Source organism: Pseudomonas sp. NLJ1 (assembly GCF_049486705.1).
GTDB lineage: Bacteria > Pseudomonadota > Gammaproteobacteria > Pseudomonadales > Pseudomonadaceae > Aquipseudomonas > Aquipseudomonas inefficax.
In genome coordinates this window covers 1,434,998-1,453,644 of the sequence record NZ_CP137735.1, presented here as the reverse complement: position 1 = coordinate 1,453,644, position 18,647 = coordinate 1,434,998, and the positions used below count along the sequence as shown (strand labels likewise).

General features: G+C 67.2%; 14 protein-coding genes. All 14 read left to right on the top strand.

Features of this window, described 5'->3' with window-relative positions; translation table 11 throughout:
* The first annotated feature begins 54 nt into the window (after window positions 1-54).
* Complete coding sequence (gene tagH / locus R9B85_RS06455; RefSeq protein ID WP_313856112.1) at window positions 55-1,437, top strand: type VI secretion system-associated FHA domain protein TagH; 1,383 nt, start codon at window positions 55-57, stop codon at window positions 1,435-1,437.
* 39 nt (window positions 1,438-1,476) lie between these two features.
* Window positions 1,477-1,974: a type VI secretion system lipoprotein TssJ gene (tssJ, locus tag R9B85_RS06450; protein ID WP_207879246.1), complete on the top strand. Its 498-nt coding sequence runs from the start codon at window positions 1,477-1,479 to the stop codon at window positions 1,972-1,974.
* 15 nt (window positions 1,975-1,989) lie between these two features.
* Window positions 1,990-3,324, top strand: coding sequence for a type VI secretion system baseplate subunit TssK (gene tssK, locus R9B85_RS06445; RefSeq protein WP_112253441.1), 1,335 nt, complete (start codon window positions 1,990-1,992; stop codon window positions 3,322-3,324).
* 6 nt (window positions 3,325-3,330) lie between these two features.
* A complete protein-coding gene (locus R9B85_RS06440; RefSeq protein WP_112253442.1) occupies window positions 3,331-4,638 on the top strand; it encodes a DotU family type VI secretion system protein in 1,308 nt (435 codons plus the stop codon).
* Window positions 4,635-8,144 carry a type VI secretion system membrane subunit TssM gene (gene tssM, locus R9B85_RS06435; protein ID WP_207879249.1) on the top strand — a complete coding sequence of 1,170 codons (3,510 nt, stop codon included), beginning with the start codon at window positions 4,635-4,637 and terminating at the stop codon, window positions 8,142-8,144. The genes R9B85_RS06440 and tssM overlap by 4 nt, the downstream gene beginning before the upstream one ends.
* Window positions 8,141-8,797, top strand: coding sequence for a type VI secretion system-associated protein TagF (tagF, locus tag R9B85_RS06430; protein ID WP_112253444.1), 657 nt, complete (start codon window positions 8,141-8,143; stop codon window positions 8,795-8,797). Before tssM ends, tagF begins: the two co-directional genes overlap by 4 nt.
* The gene (locus tag R9B85_RS06425; protein WP_215521313.1) at window positions 8,794-9,513 is read left to right on the top strand and encodes a PP2C family protein-serine/threonine phosphatase; all 720 of its coding nucleotides are present in this window, start codon (window positions 8,794-8,796) and stop codon (window positions 9,511-9,513) included. The genes tagF and R9B85_RS06425 overlap by 4 nt, the downstream gene beginning before the upstream one ends.
* Window positions 9,514-9,527: 14 nt before the next feature.
* The gene (locus R9B85_RS06420) at window positions 9,528-12,527 is read left to right on the top strand and encodes a serine/threonine-protein kinase (protein ID WP_313856102.1); all 3,000 of its coding nucleotides are present in this window, start codon (window positions 9,528-9,530) and stop codon (window positions 12,525-12,527) included.
* On the top strand, window positions 12,527-13,231 hold the full coding sequence (locus R9B85_RS06415) for an ATP-binding cassette domain-containing protein (RefSeq protein ID WP_112253447.1): 705 nt from the start codon (window positions 12,527-12,529) through the stop codon (window positions 13,229-13,231). Before R9B85_RS06420 ends, R9B85_RS06415 begins: the two co-directional genes overlap by 1 nt.
* Window positions 13,231-14,433 carry an FtsX-like permease family protein gene (locus tag R9B85_RS06410; RefSeq protein WP_112253448.1) on the top strand — a complete coding sequence of 401 codons (1,203 nt, stop codon included), beginning with the start codon at window positions 13,231-13,233 and terminating at the stop codon, window positions 14,431-14,433. The genes R9B85_RS06415 and R9B85_RS06410 overlap by 1 nt, the downstream gene beginning before the upstream one ends.
* Window positions 14,426-16,213, top strand: a complete 1,788-nt coding sequence (locus R9B85_RS06405; protein ID WP_207879258.1) for a formylglycine-generating enzyme family protein — start codon at window positions 14,426-14,428, stop codon at window positions 16,211-16,213. The genes R9B85_RS06410 and R9B85_RS06405 overlap by 8 nt, the downstream gene beginning before the upstream one ends.
* A gap of 70 nt (window positions 16,214-16,283) precedes the next feature.
* Window positions 16,284-17,189, top strand: coding sequence for a type VI secretion system-associated lipoprotein TagQ (tagQ, locus tag R9B85_RS06400; RefSeq protein ID WP_112253450.1), 906 nt, complete (start codon window positions 16,284-16,286; stop codon window positions 17,187-17,189).
* 125 nt (window positions 17,190-17,314) lie between these two features.
* Complete coding sequence (locus R9B85_RS06395) at window positions 17,315-18,208, top strand: NAD synthetase (RefSeq protein ID WP_112253476.1); 894 nt, start codon at window positions 17,315-17,317, stop codon at window positions 18,206-18,208.
* Window positions 18,205-18,645 (top strand): hypothetical protein, encoded by a 441-nt coding sequence (locus R9B85_RS06390; protein WP_112253451.1) that lies wholly within the window; start codon window positions 18,205-18,207, stop codon window positions 18,643-18,645. Before R9B85_RS06395 ends, R9B85_RS06390 begins: the two co-directional genes overlap by 4 nt.
* Window positions 18,646-18,647 lie beyond the last annotated feature (2 nt).

Here is an 18,647-nt window from a genome sequence, read left to right as displayed (position 1 = left end):
AAAAAGTAACTCAAATGGATGGATCGACGTTTTAAATGGATGCATGGAGGCGTGATGGCACTTTGCCTAAATATCACTAGTTACCACAAGATTACTCCCGGCCAATGCCCGGAGATGCGGTTGGAAACCGGTGCCATCACGCTTGGCCGCGCGACGGATAATGACTGGGTACTTCCTGATCCGGAGCGGTTGGTATCGGCCAGGCATTGTGTGATCCAGTTCAAGGATGGGCGATATTATTTGACCGATGACAGTACGAACGGTGTGGAATTAGTTCGCGCCGGTATTCGCTTGCGTCGCGGTAACAGTGAGCAATTGCTGGATGGCGAAGTTATCCGCATTGGCGAATACGAGATACAGGCGCGCATCGACGCGAACCTGCCCGGCGCCCTGGATGGCGAACCCCAGGCGCACAGTTTCGAGGCGCTGATGGCCAACCAGGTGGCGGCCCCAGCCGCCCCAGCCCCGGCGATTTCCGGTGCGCCGGCTGCGTTCCTGCAAGGTGCGTCGAACCACGACACGCTGCCTGACCTGTTCGACTTCCTCGGCCCCTCGAGCGTGCCGCCGGTCAGCCAGCCCGACCATGTGCCGGCTCAGCAGCACGACTTCCGCCCGCCAACCCCGCTGGTGGCGCCTGCCCCAGCCGTCGAACCGGCTGCGCCGGGGATGATCCCGGAAGACTGGAACCTTTTCGACTCGGCACCGGCATCGGTACAAACACCGACCCCGACCCCGACCCCGGCCCCGACAGCGCCCCCTGCGCCAGCCGTTCCGGCAGTATCTGCACAGCCGGCGGCGAGCGCACCGGTCGCAGCACCGGCCGCTGCGCCTGCGCCGGCTGCAAGCAGCGACGCGTTGCTGCAGGCGTTCCTGCGCGGCGCTGGTATCGAGCACCTGCGCATCGACGCCGCCGACGCTGCCGCGCAGATGGAAGCCATCGGCCATAGCTACCGCCTGATGGTAGAGGGCCTGATCGATGTGTTGCGTGCACGCAGCAGCCTGAAGGGCGAGTTCCGCATGCAGCAGACCACCATTGCCCCGGTGCAGAACAACCCGCTGAAGTTCGCCCCCAATGCCGACGAGGCGTTGCTGCTGTTGCTGCGTCACGGCAACCAGGCGTTCATGGCGCCGGACCAGGCCGTGCGCGAAAGCTTCGATGATGTGCGCGCTCACCAGTTGGCGGTGATGGCGGGTGTGCAGGCCGCAATCAAGCACTTGCTCGAGTGTTTCCAGCCGGCGCGCCTGGAGCAGCGCCTGGCACCCGCGGCCGGGCTGGCCAAGTTGTTCGGTGGTTCGCGTCAGGCCCACTGCTGGCAGCAGTTCACCGAGCTTTACGGGCAGATCTCCCGTGAGGCCGAAGACGATTTCCAGGAACTGTTCGGCCGCGAATTCAGCCGCGCCTACGAGGCCCACAGCAGCCGTTTGCAACGTAGCTGAGCGCCCCCAGGAAGACCACGGTACGTCAAGAGGACAAGGATGAAAGCAATACGACTGGTCGCAGCCCTGAGCCTGGTGCTGCTGGCTGCCTGTAGCAAGGACTCGCCGGTTGCCCCCGCTGCCGACAGTGCCCCGGACAGCGCAGCCGTGACCCTGTATTTCAGTGCCGCCGAGGGGCTGAACCCCGGCCCTGGCGGCACGCCAGCGCCGGTACGCGTGCGCCTGTACGAGTTGAAGAACAGCGCGGCTTTCGCCCGCGCCGACTACTTCGCCCTGGCCGAGCGCGCCCAGGCCACCCTCGGCGCCGACCTGATCGACCAGGACGAAGTGCTGCTGCAGCCCGGTGGGCAATTGCGCCTGGAACGCCCGCTCGATCCTGCCACTCGCCACATCGGCCTGGTGGTCGGTTACCGCGAAATCGACCAGGCCCAGTGGCGCAGCGTGCTGCCGGTGCCGCCGCGGGATTATCAGATCAGCCTCGATGTGCGTGCCGTGCGCAGCGCCGTGGCCACCTCACAACCTGAACCTGCCCGCTAGGCAATCGGAGTCCCCATGTCCTGGAACAATCGCGTGGTGTGGTCGGAAGGCATGTTCATCACGACCCAGCATTTCCAACAGCATGATCGCTACCTCGAACACTTGGTCGATGCCCGCAGCCGCCCGCTTGGCGTGGCTGCTTGGGGGTTCTCCGAGCTGCTGCTCGACCAGGGCCTGCTTGCCCAGGGCAAGGTGGCGATCCTCAGCGCCCGTGGCCTGCTGCCTGACGGCACGCCGTTCGATATCCCCCGTGACGACCTGCCACCTGCGCCGCTGGAAGTGCCCGACGATCTGCGCGATGGCGTTATCCACCTGGGGCTACCACTCAAGCGGGCGGGGGCTCGCGACACCGTCGACGAGGGCGAAGCCGTCGCTGGCGCCCGTTACATCAGCCGAGTCAGCGAAGTGCGTGACGACAACGCGCCGTTCGAAAACCGTGCTCCGCTGGCCCTTGGCAGCCGCGCCCTGCGCCTGCTGCGCAGCGAGGATGGCCTGAGCGACTACGCCGCCCTTGGCATGCTGCGCATCCGCGAAAAGCGCGCCGATCGCGCGCTGGTAGTGGATGACAGCTACATCCCGCCGGTACTCGATGTGGCAGCCAGCCAACAACTGTCTGGCTTCTGCGGCGAGTTGCTGGGCCTGCTGCACCAGCGTGGCGAAGCGCTGGCAGGCAGGGTGGTCGCCTCGGCCAATGGCGGGGCGTCGGAAATTGCCGACTTCATGCTGCTGCAACTGGTCAACCGTGCCCAGCCGCTGGTCGAACACCTCAACCAGCTGAGCCCGCTGCACCCCGAGCGGTTGTACAGCGAGCTGGTGGCCCTGGCTGGCGAGTTCGCTACCTTCACCCGCGATGGCCGCCGCCCGCACAGCTTCCCGGTCTATCAGCACGACGACCTGGCGGCGACCTTCGCCCCCGTGATGGCAGCCTTGCGCGAGGCCTTGTCGACGCTGATCGACAGCAAGGCGGTGGCCATTCCCATCGTCGAAAAGGCCTATGGCATCCACGTTGGCATGCTTGCCGACCGCAGCCTGCTCGACAGCGCCAGTTTCGTCCTGGTGGTGCGTGCCGACGTGCCCAGCGAGACCCTGCGTAGCCGCTTTGGTCAGCAGAGCAAGATCGGCTCGGTGGAACACATCCGCGATCTGGTCAACCTGCAACTGCCGGGCATCGGCCTGCTGCCGTTGCCGGTGGCGCCCCGGCAGATTCCGTTCCATGCCGGCGCCACCTATTTCGAACTCGACCGGGGCAGCGAGCACTGGAAGCAGTTGCAACACTCCGGTGGCTTTGCCTTCTACGTCGCCGGCGAGTTCCCCGGCCTGAGCCTGGCCTTCTGGGCCATTCGAGGATAACCCGTGATGCACCCGGACGATCCGCAGGCCAACGACCGTACCCAGTTCATGCCGCGCCCTGGTGGCCGTGCTGCGCCGCAACCCGCTGCGCCAGCACCGCAGCTGCCGCCGTTGCAGGTACCGGCCGAGCCCCTGGCACCTGGCCAGGGCAAGGGACTCAACCCGCTCGAGCAGGCTGCCGGCCCGTTGCTGGCCTTGCTTACCCGGCTGCGCAACACCATCGCCCACTCGGCACCGGCCAGCCTGCGAGCGCAGTTGCTGGCCTATCTGCGCCAGTTCGAGACCCGTGCCGAAGCCGCCGGGGTGGTGCGCAACGAGGTGCTGCTGGCGCGCTATGCGCTGTGCACCGCGCTGGACGAAGCGGTGCTCAGCACGCCGTGGGGCAGTGCCAGCGACTGGAGCCGGCAGAGCTTGCTGATCACGGTGCACAACGAGGCCTGGGGCGGTGAGAAGGTGTTCCAGCTGATGGAGCATTGCCTGCAGAGCCCGCGCGAACGGCTCAACCTGCTGGAACTGTTGTACCTGTGCACCAGCCTCGGCTTCGAAGGCCGCTACCGGGTCATGAACGATGGCCGCAGCCAGCTCGAAGCGCTGCGCGAGCGCGCCGCTGCGGCGATTCGCAGCGCCCGTGGCGAGCGTGAGCGTGAACTCTCGCCACACTGGCGTGGGGTGGCCGTCAGCCGTGACCGTCTGGCCCAGTTCGTGCCGCCATGGGTGGGCCTGGCGGTGGCCGTGGCGTTGCTGTTGCTGTTGTTGTTCGGCCTGCGCCTGAAGCTGGCGGCCGATGCCGAGCCGGTGTTCCGAGGTATTCACGCGCTGGGCGAAATCCCGGTACAAGCCATGGACCGCCCGGTGTTGCAGCCCAAGCCAGTGGAGCGCCCGCGCCTGGCCGGGTTCCTCGCCGATGACATCAAGGCTGGCCGGGTCGCCGTAGAAGACGCGGTCGACCGCTCGGTGGTGACCATTCGCGGCGACGAGCTGTTTGCCAGTGCCAGCGCCAGCATCAAGGGCGATTTCCAGCCGTTGATGCTGCGCATCGCCGAGGCAGTGGCCAAGGTCAAGGGCAATGTCCGGGTCACCGGGCACAGCGACAACCAGCGCATCGCGACGCTGCGCTTCCCGTCCAACTGGGCGTTGTCGCAGGCACGCGCCGAAGAGGTCAGGAGCATCCTCGCCGCGCGCACCGGGCAACCCGAGCGCTTCAGCGCCCAAGGGTTGAGCGACACCGAACCACTGGCGTCGAACGACACCGCGCAGGGCCGGGCGAAGAATCGCCGGGTTGAAATCACCGTTCTGGCGGAGGGCGTCGAGTGAAGGCGTTTTTCAGTTTTGTCATTCGCTGGGTAATCCCGCTGCTGGGCCTGATCGCCCTGAGCCTGATCATCTGGTTCGTCGGGCCGTTGCTGGAAATGCTGGCGTCGCCCACGCCACGCTGGCTGCTGATTGTCCTGCTGTTCGCGCTGTGGGGCGCTTACCGTGCCTGGCGCATCGTGCAGGCGCGCCAGCAGGCGGCCAAGGTCATGCAAAGCCTGGCGGCCGAGACCGCCGCGGACCCTGCCAGCGTGGCCACCGCCGAAGAACTGTCAGCCCTGCGCCAGCGCATGGACGAAGCACTGGCCCTGCTGAAGAAGGCCCGCCTGGGCGGTGACGAACGGCGCAACCTCTACGAGTTGCCGTGGTACGTGATCATCGGCCCGCCCGGTTCGGGCAAGACCACCGCGCTGGTCAATTCTGGCCTGCACTTCCCGCTGGCCGCGCAACTGGGCGAGGGCGCCATCCGCGGTGTCGGCGGCACGCGCAACTGCGACTGGTGGTTCACCGACCAGGCGGTGCTGCTCGACACTGCCGGCCGTTACACCACCCAGGACAGCCACGCCCAGGTCGACAAGGCGGCCTGGCTGGGCTTCCTCGACCTGCTCAAGACCCAGCGCTCGCGCCGCCCGATCGACGGTGCGTTCATCGCCATCAGCTTGTCTGACCTGCTGCTGGGCAGCGACGCCGAGCGCGCCGCACACGCAGCGGCGATCCGTGCGCGCATCCAGGAGCTGTACAGCCAGCTGGGCGTGCGCTTCCCCGTATACCTGATGCTGACCAAGCTCGACCTGGTACCGGGCTTCATGGAGTTTTTCGACAACCTGGGCAAGGACGAACGCGCCCAGGTGTGGGGCATGACCTTCCCGCTGGATACCCTCGAGCAGGGCGGTGATGGCCCGTTGGCGCAGTTCGACAACGAGTTCGGGCTGCTCGAGCAGCGCCTCGGCGAGCGCCTGGTCGAACGCCTGCAGCAGGAGCGCGACCCGGCCCGGCGCGACCTGATCTACGGCTTCGTGCAACAGTTCGCCGCCCTGCATGGCAACCTCAAGGGGTTCCTCGATGGCATCTTCAAGCCCAACGCCTTCGAGGCGCGGGCGTTGCTGCGCGGGGTATATTTCACCAGCGGCACCCAGGAAGGCAGCCCCATCGACCGGCTGATCGGCAGCATGGCCCAGAGCATGGGCCTGGACCGTGCGCACCTGGCCCGCCAGAGCGGTAGCGGGCGCAGCTATTTCATCGAGCGGCTGTTCACTGCCGTGGCTTTCGCCGAGCGTGGCCTGGTCGGCAGCAACCCGAAGGTGGAGCGGCGGCGCCGGTGGATCGCCCGTGGCGCGCTGGCCCTGAGCGTGGCCCTGGTGCTGCTGGTCGGCACCTTGTGGGCCGTCAGTTACCGGGCCAACCAGCAATACATCGCCGAGGTCGACAGCCGCCTACAGCCGCTGGGCAAAAGTGTGCAAGGCCTGAGCCCTGCGCAGCGCAACGTGGTCGACGTGCTGCCGCTGCTCAACGCCGTGCGCCACCTGGCCGACGACCCACCCAGCTGGGCCGAAGGCCTGGGCCTGTACCAGGGCGACATGCTCGAAAGCGAATCGCAGAGCCTGTACCGCAAGCTGCTGATCGCAATTTTCGCCCCACGCCTGGTCACCCGCATCGAGGAACAGCTGTACGCCGGCGGCCCGTCAGACTACCTCTACGAAGGCCTCAAGGCCTACCTGATGCTGGCCGATGCCGAGCACTACGACCCGGACTTCATCAAGGCCTGGATCACCCTCGACTGGGAACGCCAGTTGCCCCGCGACCTGGCGCCGGATCTGCGCAAGGCCCTGGAGCAGCACCTGGCGGCGCTGTTCGACAAGCGCCCGCCGAATGCCCGCCTGGACCAGCGCCTGATCGACGACACCCGTCGCCAGCTGCAGCAATTGCCGGTGGCCCAGCGGGTGTACGACCGGGTCAAGCGCCAGAAACTGCCAGGCGGGGTCGAGGATTTCCGCGTCAGCGACGCGGCCGGGCGCGATGCAGCCCTGGTGTTTCGCTTCAAGAGCGGCAAGCCGCTGAGCGAGCCGCTGCCGGGGCTGTTCACCGTGCAGGGCTACCGCCAGGCGTTTCTTGCCGCCAGCCTGGCGCAGAGCACCACGCTGGCCGAAGAGCGCTGGGTATTGGGCCGCGCGCCGGGCGAGGCAGGTGATGCCAGGCGCCTGGCCGATGATGTGCAGCAGCTCTATTACCAGGACTACATCCGCCACTGGGATGCCCTGCTCGACGACCTGGACTTTGTGCCGATCACCAGTGTCGGCCAGGCCGCCGATGTACTGCGGGTGCTGTCCGGGCCCACTTCGCCAATGAAGCAGCTGCTGCAGGCGGTAGCCCGGGAAACCAACCTGGCGCAGCCGACCACACTCGACAAGGTCCAGGACAAGGCCGAACAGGCCGGTGTCGACCAGCTGCGCCAGCGCCTTGGCGGGCTGCTCGGCGACGCACCGCTGCCCGTCGACAGCCCTGCTTCCCGCACGCAGGACCCGGTGACGGCGCACTTCGCCGAGTTGGCCGCGCTGGTCGGCAACGGCGAAGGCCAACCTGCCGCCATCGACGGCTTGCTCACCGACCTCAATGCGCTCTACGTGCAGGTCAGCGCCATGGTCGGCGCCAGCGGCGATGCCCTGCTAGGCGAGGCCAAGAACCAGGCCCAGGCGGCGGCGCAACGGGTCGCCCTGGGCGCGGCGCGCCAGCCCAAGGTGGTGCAGAACCTGGTCAGCTCGGTACTCGGCTCGACCCACGGCGTGGTCATGGGTGGGGTGCGCAACCAGCTCAACGCCGCCTGGGCCAGCGAAGTGCTGAATGTCTACCGCCAGTCGCTCAGTGGCCGCTACCCGATGGCGGCCGGCAGCTCGCGCGATGCCACCCTGGAAGACTTCGGCCAGTTCTTCGGGGTCGGCGGGGTGATGGACAGCTACTTCCGCAAGTACCTGCAGCCCTACGTCAACACCTCCAGCACACCCTGGAGCTGGCAGCCGGGTGCGGCGCAGAAGCTTGGGATCAACAGCAGCGTGCTGTACACCTTCCAGCGCGCGGCGACCATTCGCGATGCCTTCTTCCGCAGCGGCAACGGTCTGCAGCCAGGCGTGCGCTTCGAGCTCAAGCCAGTGGCGATGGACGCCAGCATCACCCAGTTCCTGCTCGACCTCGACGGCCAGCAGGTCAGCTACGATCACGGGCCGAGCCGCCCAGTGGCGTTGCAGTGGCCCAACCCCAACAGCATCGGCGTGGTGCGCCTGTCGATTGCGCCGCCAGCGGCCAGCGGCCGGTCGGGGCTGACCGTGGAAGGCCCGTGGGCGTGGTTCCGCCTGCTCGACCAGTCCGACCTGGTGGCCGGCAGCTCGCCGGAGCGCTTCAACCTGCGCTTGCGCGTGGACGGCGCCAGCGTGTCATACGAGCTGCGTGCCAGCAGCGCCTTCAACCCGTTCCGCAGCCGAGTGGTCAGCGGTTTCAGCCTGCCGGAGCACCTGTGAACGACGTGGGTTTCTACGGAAAACTGGCCTGCCGCGGCGACTTCGTCAGCCGTGGCTTGCCGCAGACCTTCATCCAGCCCTGGGACCAGTGGCTGGCCGCCGGTATCCAGGCCAGCCAGCAGGCGCTTGGCGAGGCCTGGCTGCAAGCCTACCTGGTCAGCCCGTTGTGGCGCTTTGCCCTGGCGCCTGGGGTGTGTGGCCCGGATGCGGTGGTCGGCGTGCTGATGCCGAGCATCGACCGGGTGGGGCGGTATTTTCCGCTCAGCGTGGCGCAGGTGCTGGAGCCCGGGGTGGCGATCGCAGGTGTCGTTGGCGGCGCGGATGAGTGGTTCGAGGGGGTTGAGGCGGCGTTGCTGGGCACACTTGAAGCAGAGGCAACCTTCGAGCATTTCGAGGCGGCCCTGCAGCCTTTTCGTCACGACCGGCCATTGTTGCCAGGGCCACGCGTGACCGTGGGCGGCTTGCAACGGCTGGACGGCACCACCCCGCAGGGCCGGGCCCTGGCCCTGGCCGAATGCGCCTGCGAAGGCATGAGTCTGTGGTGGGGGCAGGGCAGCGAACGGATCGCGCCAGGCCTGCTGCGTAGCCAGGGCCTGCCGCGCAGCGAGCAGTTCGCCGCGTTTTTGCTGGGCAGCGAGGCGAGGCCGGCATGAGCAGCGTGCACTACAGCGCGGCCAGCTACAGCCATGTAGGCATGGTCCGCAAGATCAACGAAGACGCCTGCCTGGAGCTGACCTGGGATGGCCTGTGGGCCGTTGCCGATGGCATGGGTGGGCATGCCGCCGGCGACTATGTGAGCAGCCTGGCCGTGGACAGCCTGCGCCAGTTGCCGCTCGTCGATGGGCTTGAGGATTTCACCCAGGTCTTGCGCGACACCCTGACGCGGGTCAACCGCGCCGTGCGCGAGGAAACCTTGCGCCGGGGCGTGGCGATGATGGGCAGCACGGTGGTGGTGCTGGCCGCACGCGGCGACCGCGCCGTAGGCCTGTGGGCCGGGGACAGCCGGCTATATCGGCTGCGCGATGGCCGCATCGAGCGCCTGTCGCATGACCACAGCTACGTCCAGGAGCTGCAGGACAGCGGCCTGCTCAACGAGGCCGAAGCCCGCGTGCACCCGCGCGGCAACATCGTCACCCGCGCCATCGGCGTCGAGGACCAGCTTGAACTGCAGGCGGTGAGCGTGCAGGTGCAGCCCGGCGACACCTACCTGCTGTGCAGCGACGGCTTGAACAAGACCGCCGAAGACCACGAGATCGCCGACGTACTCGGCCATGCCGACCCCTACCAGGTGGTCCGCAGCCTGGTACACCTGGGGCTGACCCGTGGCGCCCCTGACAACATCACCGCCGTGGTGGTGAAGGCGAATTGAAGAGCACCCCGAACATGCAGATCCCCGGATTCGACATCGACAGCGAGATTGGCCAGGGCGCCATGGCCAGTGTCTACCTGGCCACCCAGCGCTCGCTGCAGCGCAAGGTGGCGTTGAAGGTGATGGCCGCGAGCCTGGCCGCCGACCCTACCTTCTGCGAGCGCTTCCTGCGCGAAGGACGCACCCTGGCGCGGCTGTCGCACCCGCACATCGCCACCATCCATGACATCGGCAACGTCGGCGAGCTGTACTACATGGCCATGGAGTACCTGCCCAGCGGCACCCTCAAGGAGCGCATCGCCGCCGGGCTTACGCCCGAGCAGGGCTTGCTGTACGTACGGCAGATCGCCCAGGCGCTGGGGTATGCCCACGACCAGGGGCTGGTGCACCGCGACGTGAAACCGGCCAACATCCTGTTCCGCGCCGACGGCACGGCGGTGCTCTCGGACTTCGGCATCGCCAAGTCGCTGGACGACCGCACCCAGTTCACCCAGGCTGGCTTCGCCGTCGGCACCCCCAGCTACATGAGCCCTGAGCAGGCGCGAGGCATGGACATCGACGGCCGCGCCGACCTGTATGCGCTTGGGGTGGTGCTGTACGAGATCCTTGTCGGCGAGTTGCCCTACCGTGGCACCGATGCGTTGTCGACCGCACTGGCCCACCTGACCGAGCCACTGCCGGAGCTGCCCATCGAGCATGGGCGCTACCAGAGCATCCTGCGCGGGCTGCTGGCCAAGGACCCCGATCAACGCTTCGCCGATGCTGCCGCGTTGCTGGCCGCACTGGATCGCTTGCCTGTCGATGACCAGGACAGCACCGTGATCCGGCCGTTGCCGGTCGCGATGCCGGGCAAGGCTGACCTGGGCGGACTGATGCCGGTATCCATCGAGATCCCGCACGCCGTGGCTGAGCCGGTCGCCAGCCCCGCGCCTGAACCCGAGCCGACCCGGCCGCAACCGAGCGTGCCAGCGAAGGCCAGTACCGGCAAACCGGCCAAAGCCCTGCTGGCCGTGGCCATCGCTGCGGCGCTGGGCCTGGGGGCGACCTGGTTGTGGTGGCCCGCTGATAACGACCAATCGGCTTCGCAGCCACCCCTGGCGCAAGCCGCGAGCGAGCCACAGACGCCAGCTACGCCGCCTCTGGCTGCCAGCGAGGACGGCCGGCCATTGCTGATGCCGGGCAAGAAAACCCTGTTCCAGCGCGTGCTGAGCAAGCCCGAAGCGCAACTGCTGGCCAGGCCCGGTGATAGCGCGGGTGAGCCCCTGCCGGCGTTTTCGGTGTTGTACGTGTACCAGCGCAAGGACATCGACGGCCAGCCATGGCTGGAGGTTGGCGCCTCCAGCAGCGGCCAGCGCGACGGCTGGTTGCCGGCGGCACAAACCAGCGACTGGAAGCAAAGCCTGGTGCTGAAGTTCACCGAGCGTTCCGGCCGTTCACCGGTGATGTTCATGCGCCAGGCCGATGACCTGCAGCAGTTGCTCGATGACACCGGCAAGGCCCGCGCCGACTTGCTCAAGGCGCAGAACGAGCCCGACCAGGTGCCCCAGGTGCTGGCCCTGGAACCGGCCGCCAGCGCGGTGCCGCAGAACCAGTTCTACCTGATGCCGATCTTCGACTACCGCGAGAGCTTTGGCGCCGACGGCCAGCCGGTGCAGTTGCTCAACGTCGCCTCTATCGACCCCGGCAGCAGCGTTCGCAGCCAGGCGGCCACGGCTGCCGGTGCGGCCGTGGCGGCGGACAACCGCTTCCGTACCGGTATCGTCCTGGTGGTCGACACGTCGGTGTCGATGCAACCCTACATCGACCGCGTGCGCCAGGTGGTCAGCGAACTGCAGGCGCAACTGGCCGCGCAGGGCGAGCTGGACAATGTCAGCTTCGGCCTGGTGGGCTTTCGCAACAGCGTCAAGCGCACCCCGGGCCTGGACTACCTGAGCAAGACCCTGGTCAGCCTGGAGGAGGGCCGCGACCCGGCGCGCTTCCTCAAGGCTGCCGCGCAGGTCAAGGCCACCAGCGTCTCCAGCCATTCGTTCAACGAAGATGCCTTTGCCGGCGTGATGCAAGCCGTGGAAGGCATGGACTGGTCGGGCTATGGCGGGCGTATCGTGCTGCTGGTCAGCGATGCCGGTGCCCTGCGCAAGAACGACCCTTACAGCAGCACGCAGATGAACGAGGCCGAGGTGCGCCAGGCTGCGTTGAGCAAGCAGATCAGGATCTACGCCCTGCACCTGCGCACCCCGGCCGGTGTGAAAAACCATGGCGCTGCCGAAAGCCAGTACCGCGTGCTTACCGCCGACAGCAACCCGCAGATCGGTGACCTGTACGTGGGCGTGCCGGGCGGCGATGTGGGCGCCTTTGGCGAGCGCGTGCGCGAGATCGGCTCGACGTTCGCCCAGCTGGTGCACCAGGTGCGTGAACAGCAGCCACAGCCATTGCCCCAGTTGAGCTCGGGCGCGAGCCTGGCGGCGAAGTCCCAGGCGATCGGTTATGCCATGCACATGGACTTCCTCGGCCGTAACGGCGCCAGCCAGGCGCCGCAACTGGTCAGCGCCTGGGCTGCCGACCATGACCTGGCCAACCCGGCGTTACCGAGCCTGCAGGTGTGCGTGATGCTGACCAAGTTGCAGCTCAATGACCTGCAGCAGTCGCTGAAGCTGATTGTCGACGCCGCGCGCAAGACCCGCAGTTCGCCGGGGGATTTCTTCAACGAGATCGCCAGCGCCAGCGCCTACATGAGCCGCGATCCGGGTGCCCTGCGCAAGGGGGCCAACCTGGCCCAGGGCGGGGTGCTGGGCGAATACCTCGAAGGCTTGCCGTACCGCAGCAAGTCCCTGAGCATGACCGAGGACCTGTGGCTGTCGCTGTCGGTGGCCGAACAGGAGGATTTCATCGACGAGCTGGACTCGAAGATCCGCCTGTACGAAACCTTCCACAACGACATGGCCAACTGGGTGCGCTTCGGCAAGGCCGAGCCGGGCGATGCCCTGTACCGTGTCCCGTTGTCGACGCTGCCGTGATGATCAGCCTGCACGGGGTGCGCAAGACGCGCGGGCAGGGCGCCCAGCGCTACAGCCTGCAGGTCGACCAGCTGCAGCTGGCGGCGGGCGCGCGGGTGGCGCTGGTCGGCCCCAGCGGCTGCGGCAAGAGTACCTTGCTCGACCTGTTGGCGCTGGTGCTGGCGCCGGATGCTGCCGAGGGCTTCGTCTTCGCCGGCACCGATGTGGCTGGCCTGTGGCGCCAGCGCCGCCTCGACCAGTTGGCGGCGCTGCGCAGCCGGCAGCTGGGCTACGTGCTGCAGGCTGGCGGATTGCTCGGCTTCCTCGATGTGCGTGGCAATATCCGCCTGCCACGGCAGCTGTTGGGGCTGGGCGAGGACGGCAGCGTCGAACGCCTGGCCGAGGCGCTGGACGTGCATGACCAGCTGGCCAAGAAGCCTGCCGCGTTGTCGCTGGGGCAACGTCAGCGGGTCAGCTGCGCCCGGGCCCTGGCGCATGCGCCGGCCTTGTTGCTGGCCGATGAGCCTACTGCGGCGCTGGACCCGGTGAACGCCGAGCGGGTCATGCAGTTGCTGCTGCGCGAGGCACAGGCGCGCCAGGTGACCTGCGTGCTCGCCACCCATGACGAAGCGCTGGCGCGCCGGGCCGGGTTGAGCGTGCTGCGCATGGCCTGCCGGCGCGATGCCGACGGCGGCGTCACCGCCACTTTGGCGCAGGCGGTCTGATGCGCCCGTGGCTGATCGCCGGCCTGGCCTGGCAGGACTACCGCAACGATGCGCGGCTGTCGGCGTGCAGCGTGCTGGCGCTGGTCGCGGTGATCGCGCCCTTGCTGGTGCTGTTCGGGCTCAAGTTCGGCCTGGTCGGCAGCCTGACCGAGCGCCTGCAACGCGACCCGGCGGTGCGCGAGATCGTGCCGCTGGGCGGTGGTCGGTTCCGCGCCGATTTCATCCATGAGCTGGCGCAGCGACCGGACGTTGCCTTCGCCATCGCCCGTACCCGGCAGATCGCCGCTACCGCCGAGCTGTTGCTGCCGGCACGCGGGCGTGCGGTGACGGCCGAGATGCTGCCGACTGCTGCCGGCGACCCGTTGTTGCAACAGGTGGCGCCGCCGCAGGGGCTGCAGCAGGTGGTATTGAGCTTTACCGCCGCCGAAAAGCTCGGTGCCGCGGCCGGTGATGAACTGCAGGCCAGCTTCAGCCGGCAGCAGGCCGGGCACCTGCAATGGCGCCAGACCCGCCTGCAGGTGGCTGCGGTGCTGCCGCTGGCGGCGTTCGAACGCGATGGCCTGTTCGCCTCCCTGGCCCTGCTCGAGGCGGTCGAAGACTACCGCGACGGGCGCGGCGTGCCAGCACTGGGCTGGCCGGGCAATGCCGCAGGCAGCGATGCCCGGCGGGTGTACCCGGCGTTTCGCCTGTATGCCAAGGAGCTGGCCGATGTCGAGCCGCTGCGCGCCTATTTCGCCGAACGCAAGTGGCTGGTGTCGACCCAGGCGGCGCAGATCGCCCAGGTGCAGGCGCTCAGCCGCAACCTCGACCTGGTGTTCTGGATCATCACCAGCCTGGCCGTGGCCGGTGCCGTGGCCGCCGTCGCCGCTGGCGCGGTCGCGGCGGTACAGCGCAAGCAGCGTGAGCTGGCGGTGCTGCGCCTGCTGGGGTTCGGCACGGCCGCGCTGCTGCTGTTCGTGGTGCTGCAGGCGCTGTACAGCGGCGTACTGGCGGCCGCAGTTGCCGGCGGCCTGTACCTGCTGGCCGAGCAGGGCCTCAACCGGATCTTCACGCAGGTGCCTGGCGAATACGCCAGCCATCTGTTGCCAATGCATTACTTCGTTGCGTTGTCCGCGGTGCTGCTGGCCAGCACAGCCGCTGCTGCCCTGGGTGGCTGGCGGGTGACGCGCATCGACGCCAGTCAAGGAATCCGTGATGTCTGAATATCGCCTCGGGGCTACGGCTCTGCTTCTGACAACGCTGGGCCTGGCGGCCTGTTCGCCGGGCGCCGACGAGCCGCCTGCCAAGCCGGTCAACGCCGCTGCCGCCAGCGCCCCGGCACAGGCGGTCGACACCAGCAAGCTGGACAACCCCAAGCCCTTGCCGGGCGACGTCAGCCTGCCGCTGCCGTGCGGCGGCGAGCTGGTGCTGCGCAGCGTCTACGTGCTGGCCCAGGGCAGCCTGGACGACCGCGAGGTCAACCTCGGCTACCCGTTCAGCGAGGGCGAGGCCGGCTACCAGCAGTCGTTCATTTCCGGTTATCGGCGTGACTTCATCAATGGCCAGTTCAGCCTTCAGGACCTTTCTGCCGATTGGCAGAAGGCCGTCGCCCCCAGCTTGCCCAAGCTCGACCAGGCAGGCCCGCTCAAGCCGATGATGTATTTCATTGGCAAGTACGAGGTCACCGCCCGGCAGTATGCCCAAGTGATGGCTCAGGCCCAGTCGCTGGCCAGCGGCGAGCCGGCGCCGGCCTGCCAGCCCGATACCACGGCGGCGGGGCGTCTGCCCAAAGTCAAGCTGTCGCGCTTCGAAGCCGAGCGCTTTGCCGCGGTCTATAGCGCCTGGTTGCTCAAGTATCACCGCGACCTGCTGCCGGTCAGTGGCCGGGGCAGCAAGGCCGAGGACGGCGGGGTCGGTTTTGTGCGCCTGCCTACCGAAGTGGAGTGGGAGTTCGCTGCCCGTGGCGGTTCTGCGGTGAGCCGCCAGGAACTGGAAGGGCGCCTGTTCCCGCGCAAGGTCCAGGGTAGTGACAGCGACGGGCCGCTCGGCGACTGGGCGGTATTCAACCAGGTGGCGGGCGGCACCGGGCAGGCCGCACGGCTGATGCCGATCGGTACCCGGCTGCCGAACCCGCTGGGGCTGTTCGATGTGATCGGCAATGCTGCCGAAATGGTTCAGGAGTCGTTCCAGCTGGTACATGCCGGCCGCTTGCAAGGCGCCTATGGCGGCTTCGTGGTCAAGGGTGGCAACTACCTGGAAGGCGAGGGCACGCTGTTCACCGGCATGCGCCGCGAGTACCCGCTGTTCGGCGCTGACGGTACCGAGCAGCGCAACGAGACCACGGGCTTCCGGGTGGCCATCGGCGCCCTGTCGGCGCCCCGTTCGCGTTACCAGGAGCTGTTCGAGCAGTGGCAGAAGGTAGGGCGCCTGGCCAGCCTGACCGACGACATCGATGCCGCGCAGGATCCGACCAAGCGCCTGGACAGCATCATCGCCGCCACCGCCGACCCGCGCCAGCAGGCCGAGCTGGGGCTGGTCAACGAAGAGCTCAAGCGCAGCGTTTCGCTGATCGGCCGCCAGCGCGAAGAGGCTGCCGGCAACCTGATCCAGTCCGCCGCGCTGGTGGCCGAGACCATCAACAACTACAACATCCGCCTGACCAACCTGCGCACCACCCAGGCCGAGGCCAAGGCGCGTGGTGACCAGACCACCGTGCGCATGTACGCCGCAGCCATCACCAACGGCCGCGCCGCGCTCGATGGCGCCGTGGCGATCTACATCGACAACCTGGCCAGTGGTACGCGCTACACCGATGCGGTGATCCAGGCGCAGTTCCAGCGGGTCAAGGAAGAACTCAACCGCAAGCCGGTCCTGGGCAAGAGCCTGGTGAGCCGCGCGACCCTGTTCGTTCGCCACGTTGGGGAGTACCGCCAGAACCAGCGGGCCGACCCGGCGACGATCCTCAAGGAGCTCCTGGCATCGGCCGCCGCGCGGCCCTCGTAGTGGCTTCTGCCTGACCAACCGCGGGGTGGCATGAAGCCCCCCGTTTTAACCACCCACGTGAGAAAGTGACATGTTCAAGACCATCTTCACGGCTACCCATGCCCGTTCCGCCCTGCTGATTGCCGCCGGTTTCAGCACTGTCCTGCTGGCGGGCTGCTCCAGCTCTCCGGTGTCCAAGGTTGGTGCCACGACCAAGGTCGAGTACTACCCGAGCTGCTACCAGCCCGTGCAGCACCTGCGTTCCACCGACGGTGACATGACCCGCTCGGTTGCTACAGGCGCCGTCATCGGGGCCCTCGGCGGTGCCCTGACCGGCGCCCTGGTCGATGGCGACAACCGTGGCCGCAACGCTGCCATCGGTGCGGCGGGTGGTGCCCTGGTGGGCGGTGCGGCCGGTTACTACACCGAGCGCCAGAAGCAGATCAGCGACGACAAGCAGCGCATTGCCTCTTACGCCACCGACATCGACAAGAGCGCCGCCGACCTGGACCGCACCACGGCCTATGCCAAGGCTTCGCAAAGCTGCTACCAGCGTGAGTTCACCAGCCTGATCGAAGGCCGCAAGGCCAACCGCATCAACGACACCGAAGGGCGCAAGCGCCTGGCCGAGATCGTCTCGGGCCTGCAGGAGTCGAACAAGCTGCTGGCTACCGTCAATGGCCGCGTTGCGGAAAACCTCGACAACTACACCCAGGCCTACGAGCAGGACCTCAAGCAGGTTGGCGTGGCCCGTACCGACGTAGCGACCGTGGCTGAACCGCCGAAGGCCACCACCGGCAAGAAGAAGACCCAGGCCGTCAAGGTGAACACGAACGTGCCGCAAGAGGCGGTCGCCACCGAGAAGACCCTGCAGAAGGCCACTACCAAGAAAGCCGAGGCCCAGCAGGTGGCCAATGCTGGCGTCGACCAGGTCAACAAGATGTGCCGCAGCCCCGACATGGGTGACTGGGCGCCGGTGCCTTGCCCGAACGTGTAACCCACGCTCCGTTGCGCTTGCGCCGGTGCACGTGCTGCTCTCGGCAGGTCGCCTGACCTGCACGGGGCATGCGTGGGCCGGCGCAGCGGCTTTTCGAAACAAGGAGAGTTGTCGTGACCGATCTGATGTCCGGCGTCCTGGGCGGCTACCAGCAGCAAATGGCCCGTCAACGGCTGCTGTTGACTGTCGACCAACAGAAGCTGTTCAGGGCTATCGATGCCGACCCGGGTATCGTTGGTGCTGGTGTTGTCTATATCGATGCCCAGTACAACGTGATTGTCCTGCGCGAATTCAAGCCTATCTGCAGCATTGCGCCCAAGCGTGTGATTCTGCAGGAGGCACCCCCATACAAGTCGCCTGAACAGTTCATGACCCAGCTGCAAACCGGCGCGCGTGAGCGCAAGGTGATGGCAGAGGCCGTGAACGCCAGTTTGGGTTGCCTTTCCGCCTATCTTGGCTGGGTCGTCATGTTCAGCGGCACCATTGCTGTACCCTTCACTGGCGGCGCCAGCATGGTGTTGACGGCGGTCGGTTATGCCGCCGCAGCTGCGGGTACCGGGCAGTGCATGATGGGCGGGTACCGGGTATTCAACGAAGTGTTCGACCCTGGGCAGAACGACTGGCTCGACAGTAATGACACGGTCCAGACAGTGATGAGCATACTCGACGGCGTAGCGCTGGCAGGTGTGGGTGCATCGAGCCTGAACACCGTGCGTTTCCTGCAGGCTCGCAAAGCGGCGACCGGCAAGGGCTGGAGAGAGCTGTTCCATAGTCTGTCCCGGCAGCAACGCAAGGCCTTGGCCGAGGAACTGCTGCTCATCAAGCATCCGTCGCTCACCGCCAAGCAGCTCAAGCTGAAGCAGGCGGCGGGTACCGCGATCAAGCGTTTCACCCCTACCGAAATTCAGCACGCCACGCGTACCCTGATCAAGGACTCGATAGGCGGCCTATCGGGTTTTGCCAGCAGTAGCTTTGTGCAGTCGGTTGCCGTGGGGCTTTACGAGGAAGTTGACGAATGACCCAGGGCCAGGAACTGAAGGCATTTCTTTCCCGCTACTTCGGCGTGTTCATCGCCGAGTTCATGCTGTCCTGCTTTGCCATTGGCGGCTGTGTTTCACTGGTGTTCTCCACCTGGCTGCGCAGCCCGGACCGATCGCTGTCGGTGCTGGTCCTGGCGCTGGCAGGGGCGCTGAGCGTCGCCTCGCATATCGCCATGGTGCGGGGTTATGCCTGGGGCGTGCGCGGGCTGGTCGGCCTGAACGGGCTGGCCGTGCTGGCCGCGTTGCCCAGCTACGCTTACCGGCCGCACATGGGCGGCTACGTCTCGGTATTGCTGTTCGGGCTGCTGGCCTTGCTGGTGATCAATAGCCAGCGCTACCGGGAAATGCGCGTGCGCCTGGTGGGCTACCGAGAAACGCGCAGGGCCAACCACCAGGCGGCGAAAGCTGGCAAATGATG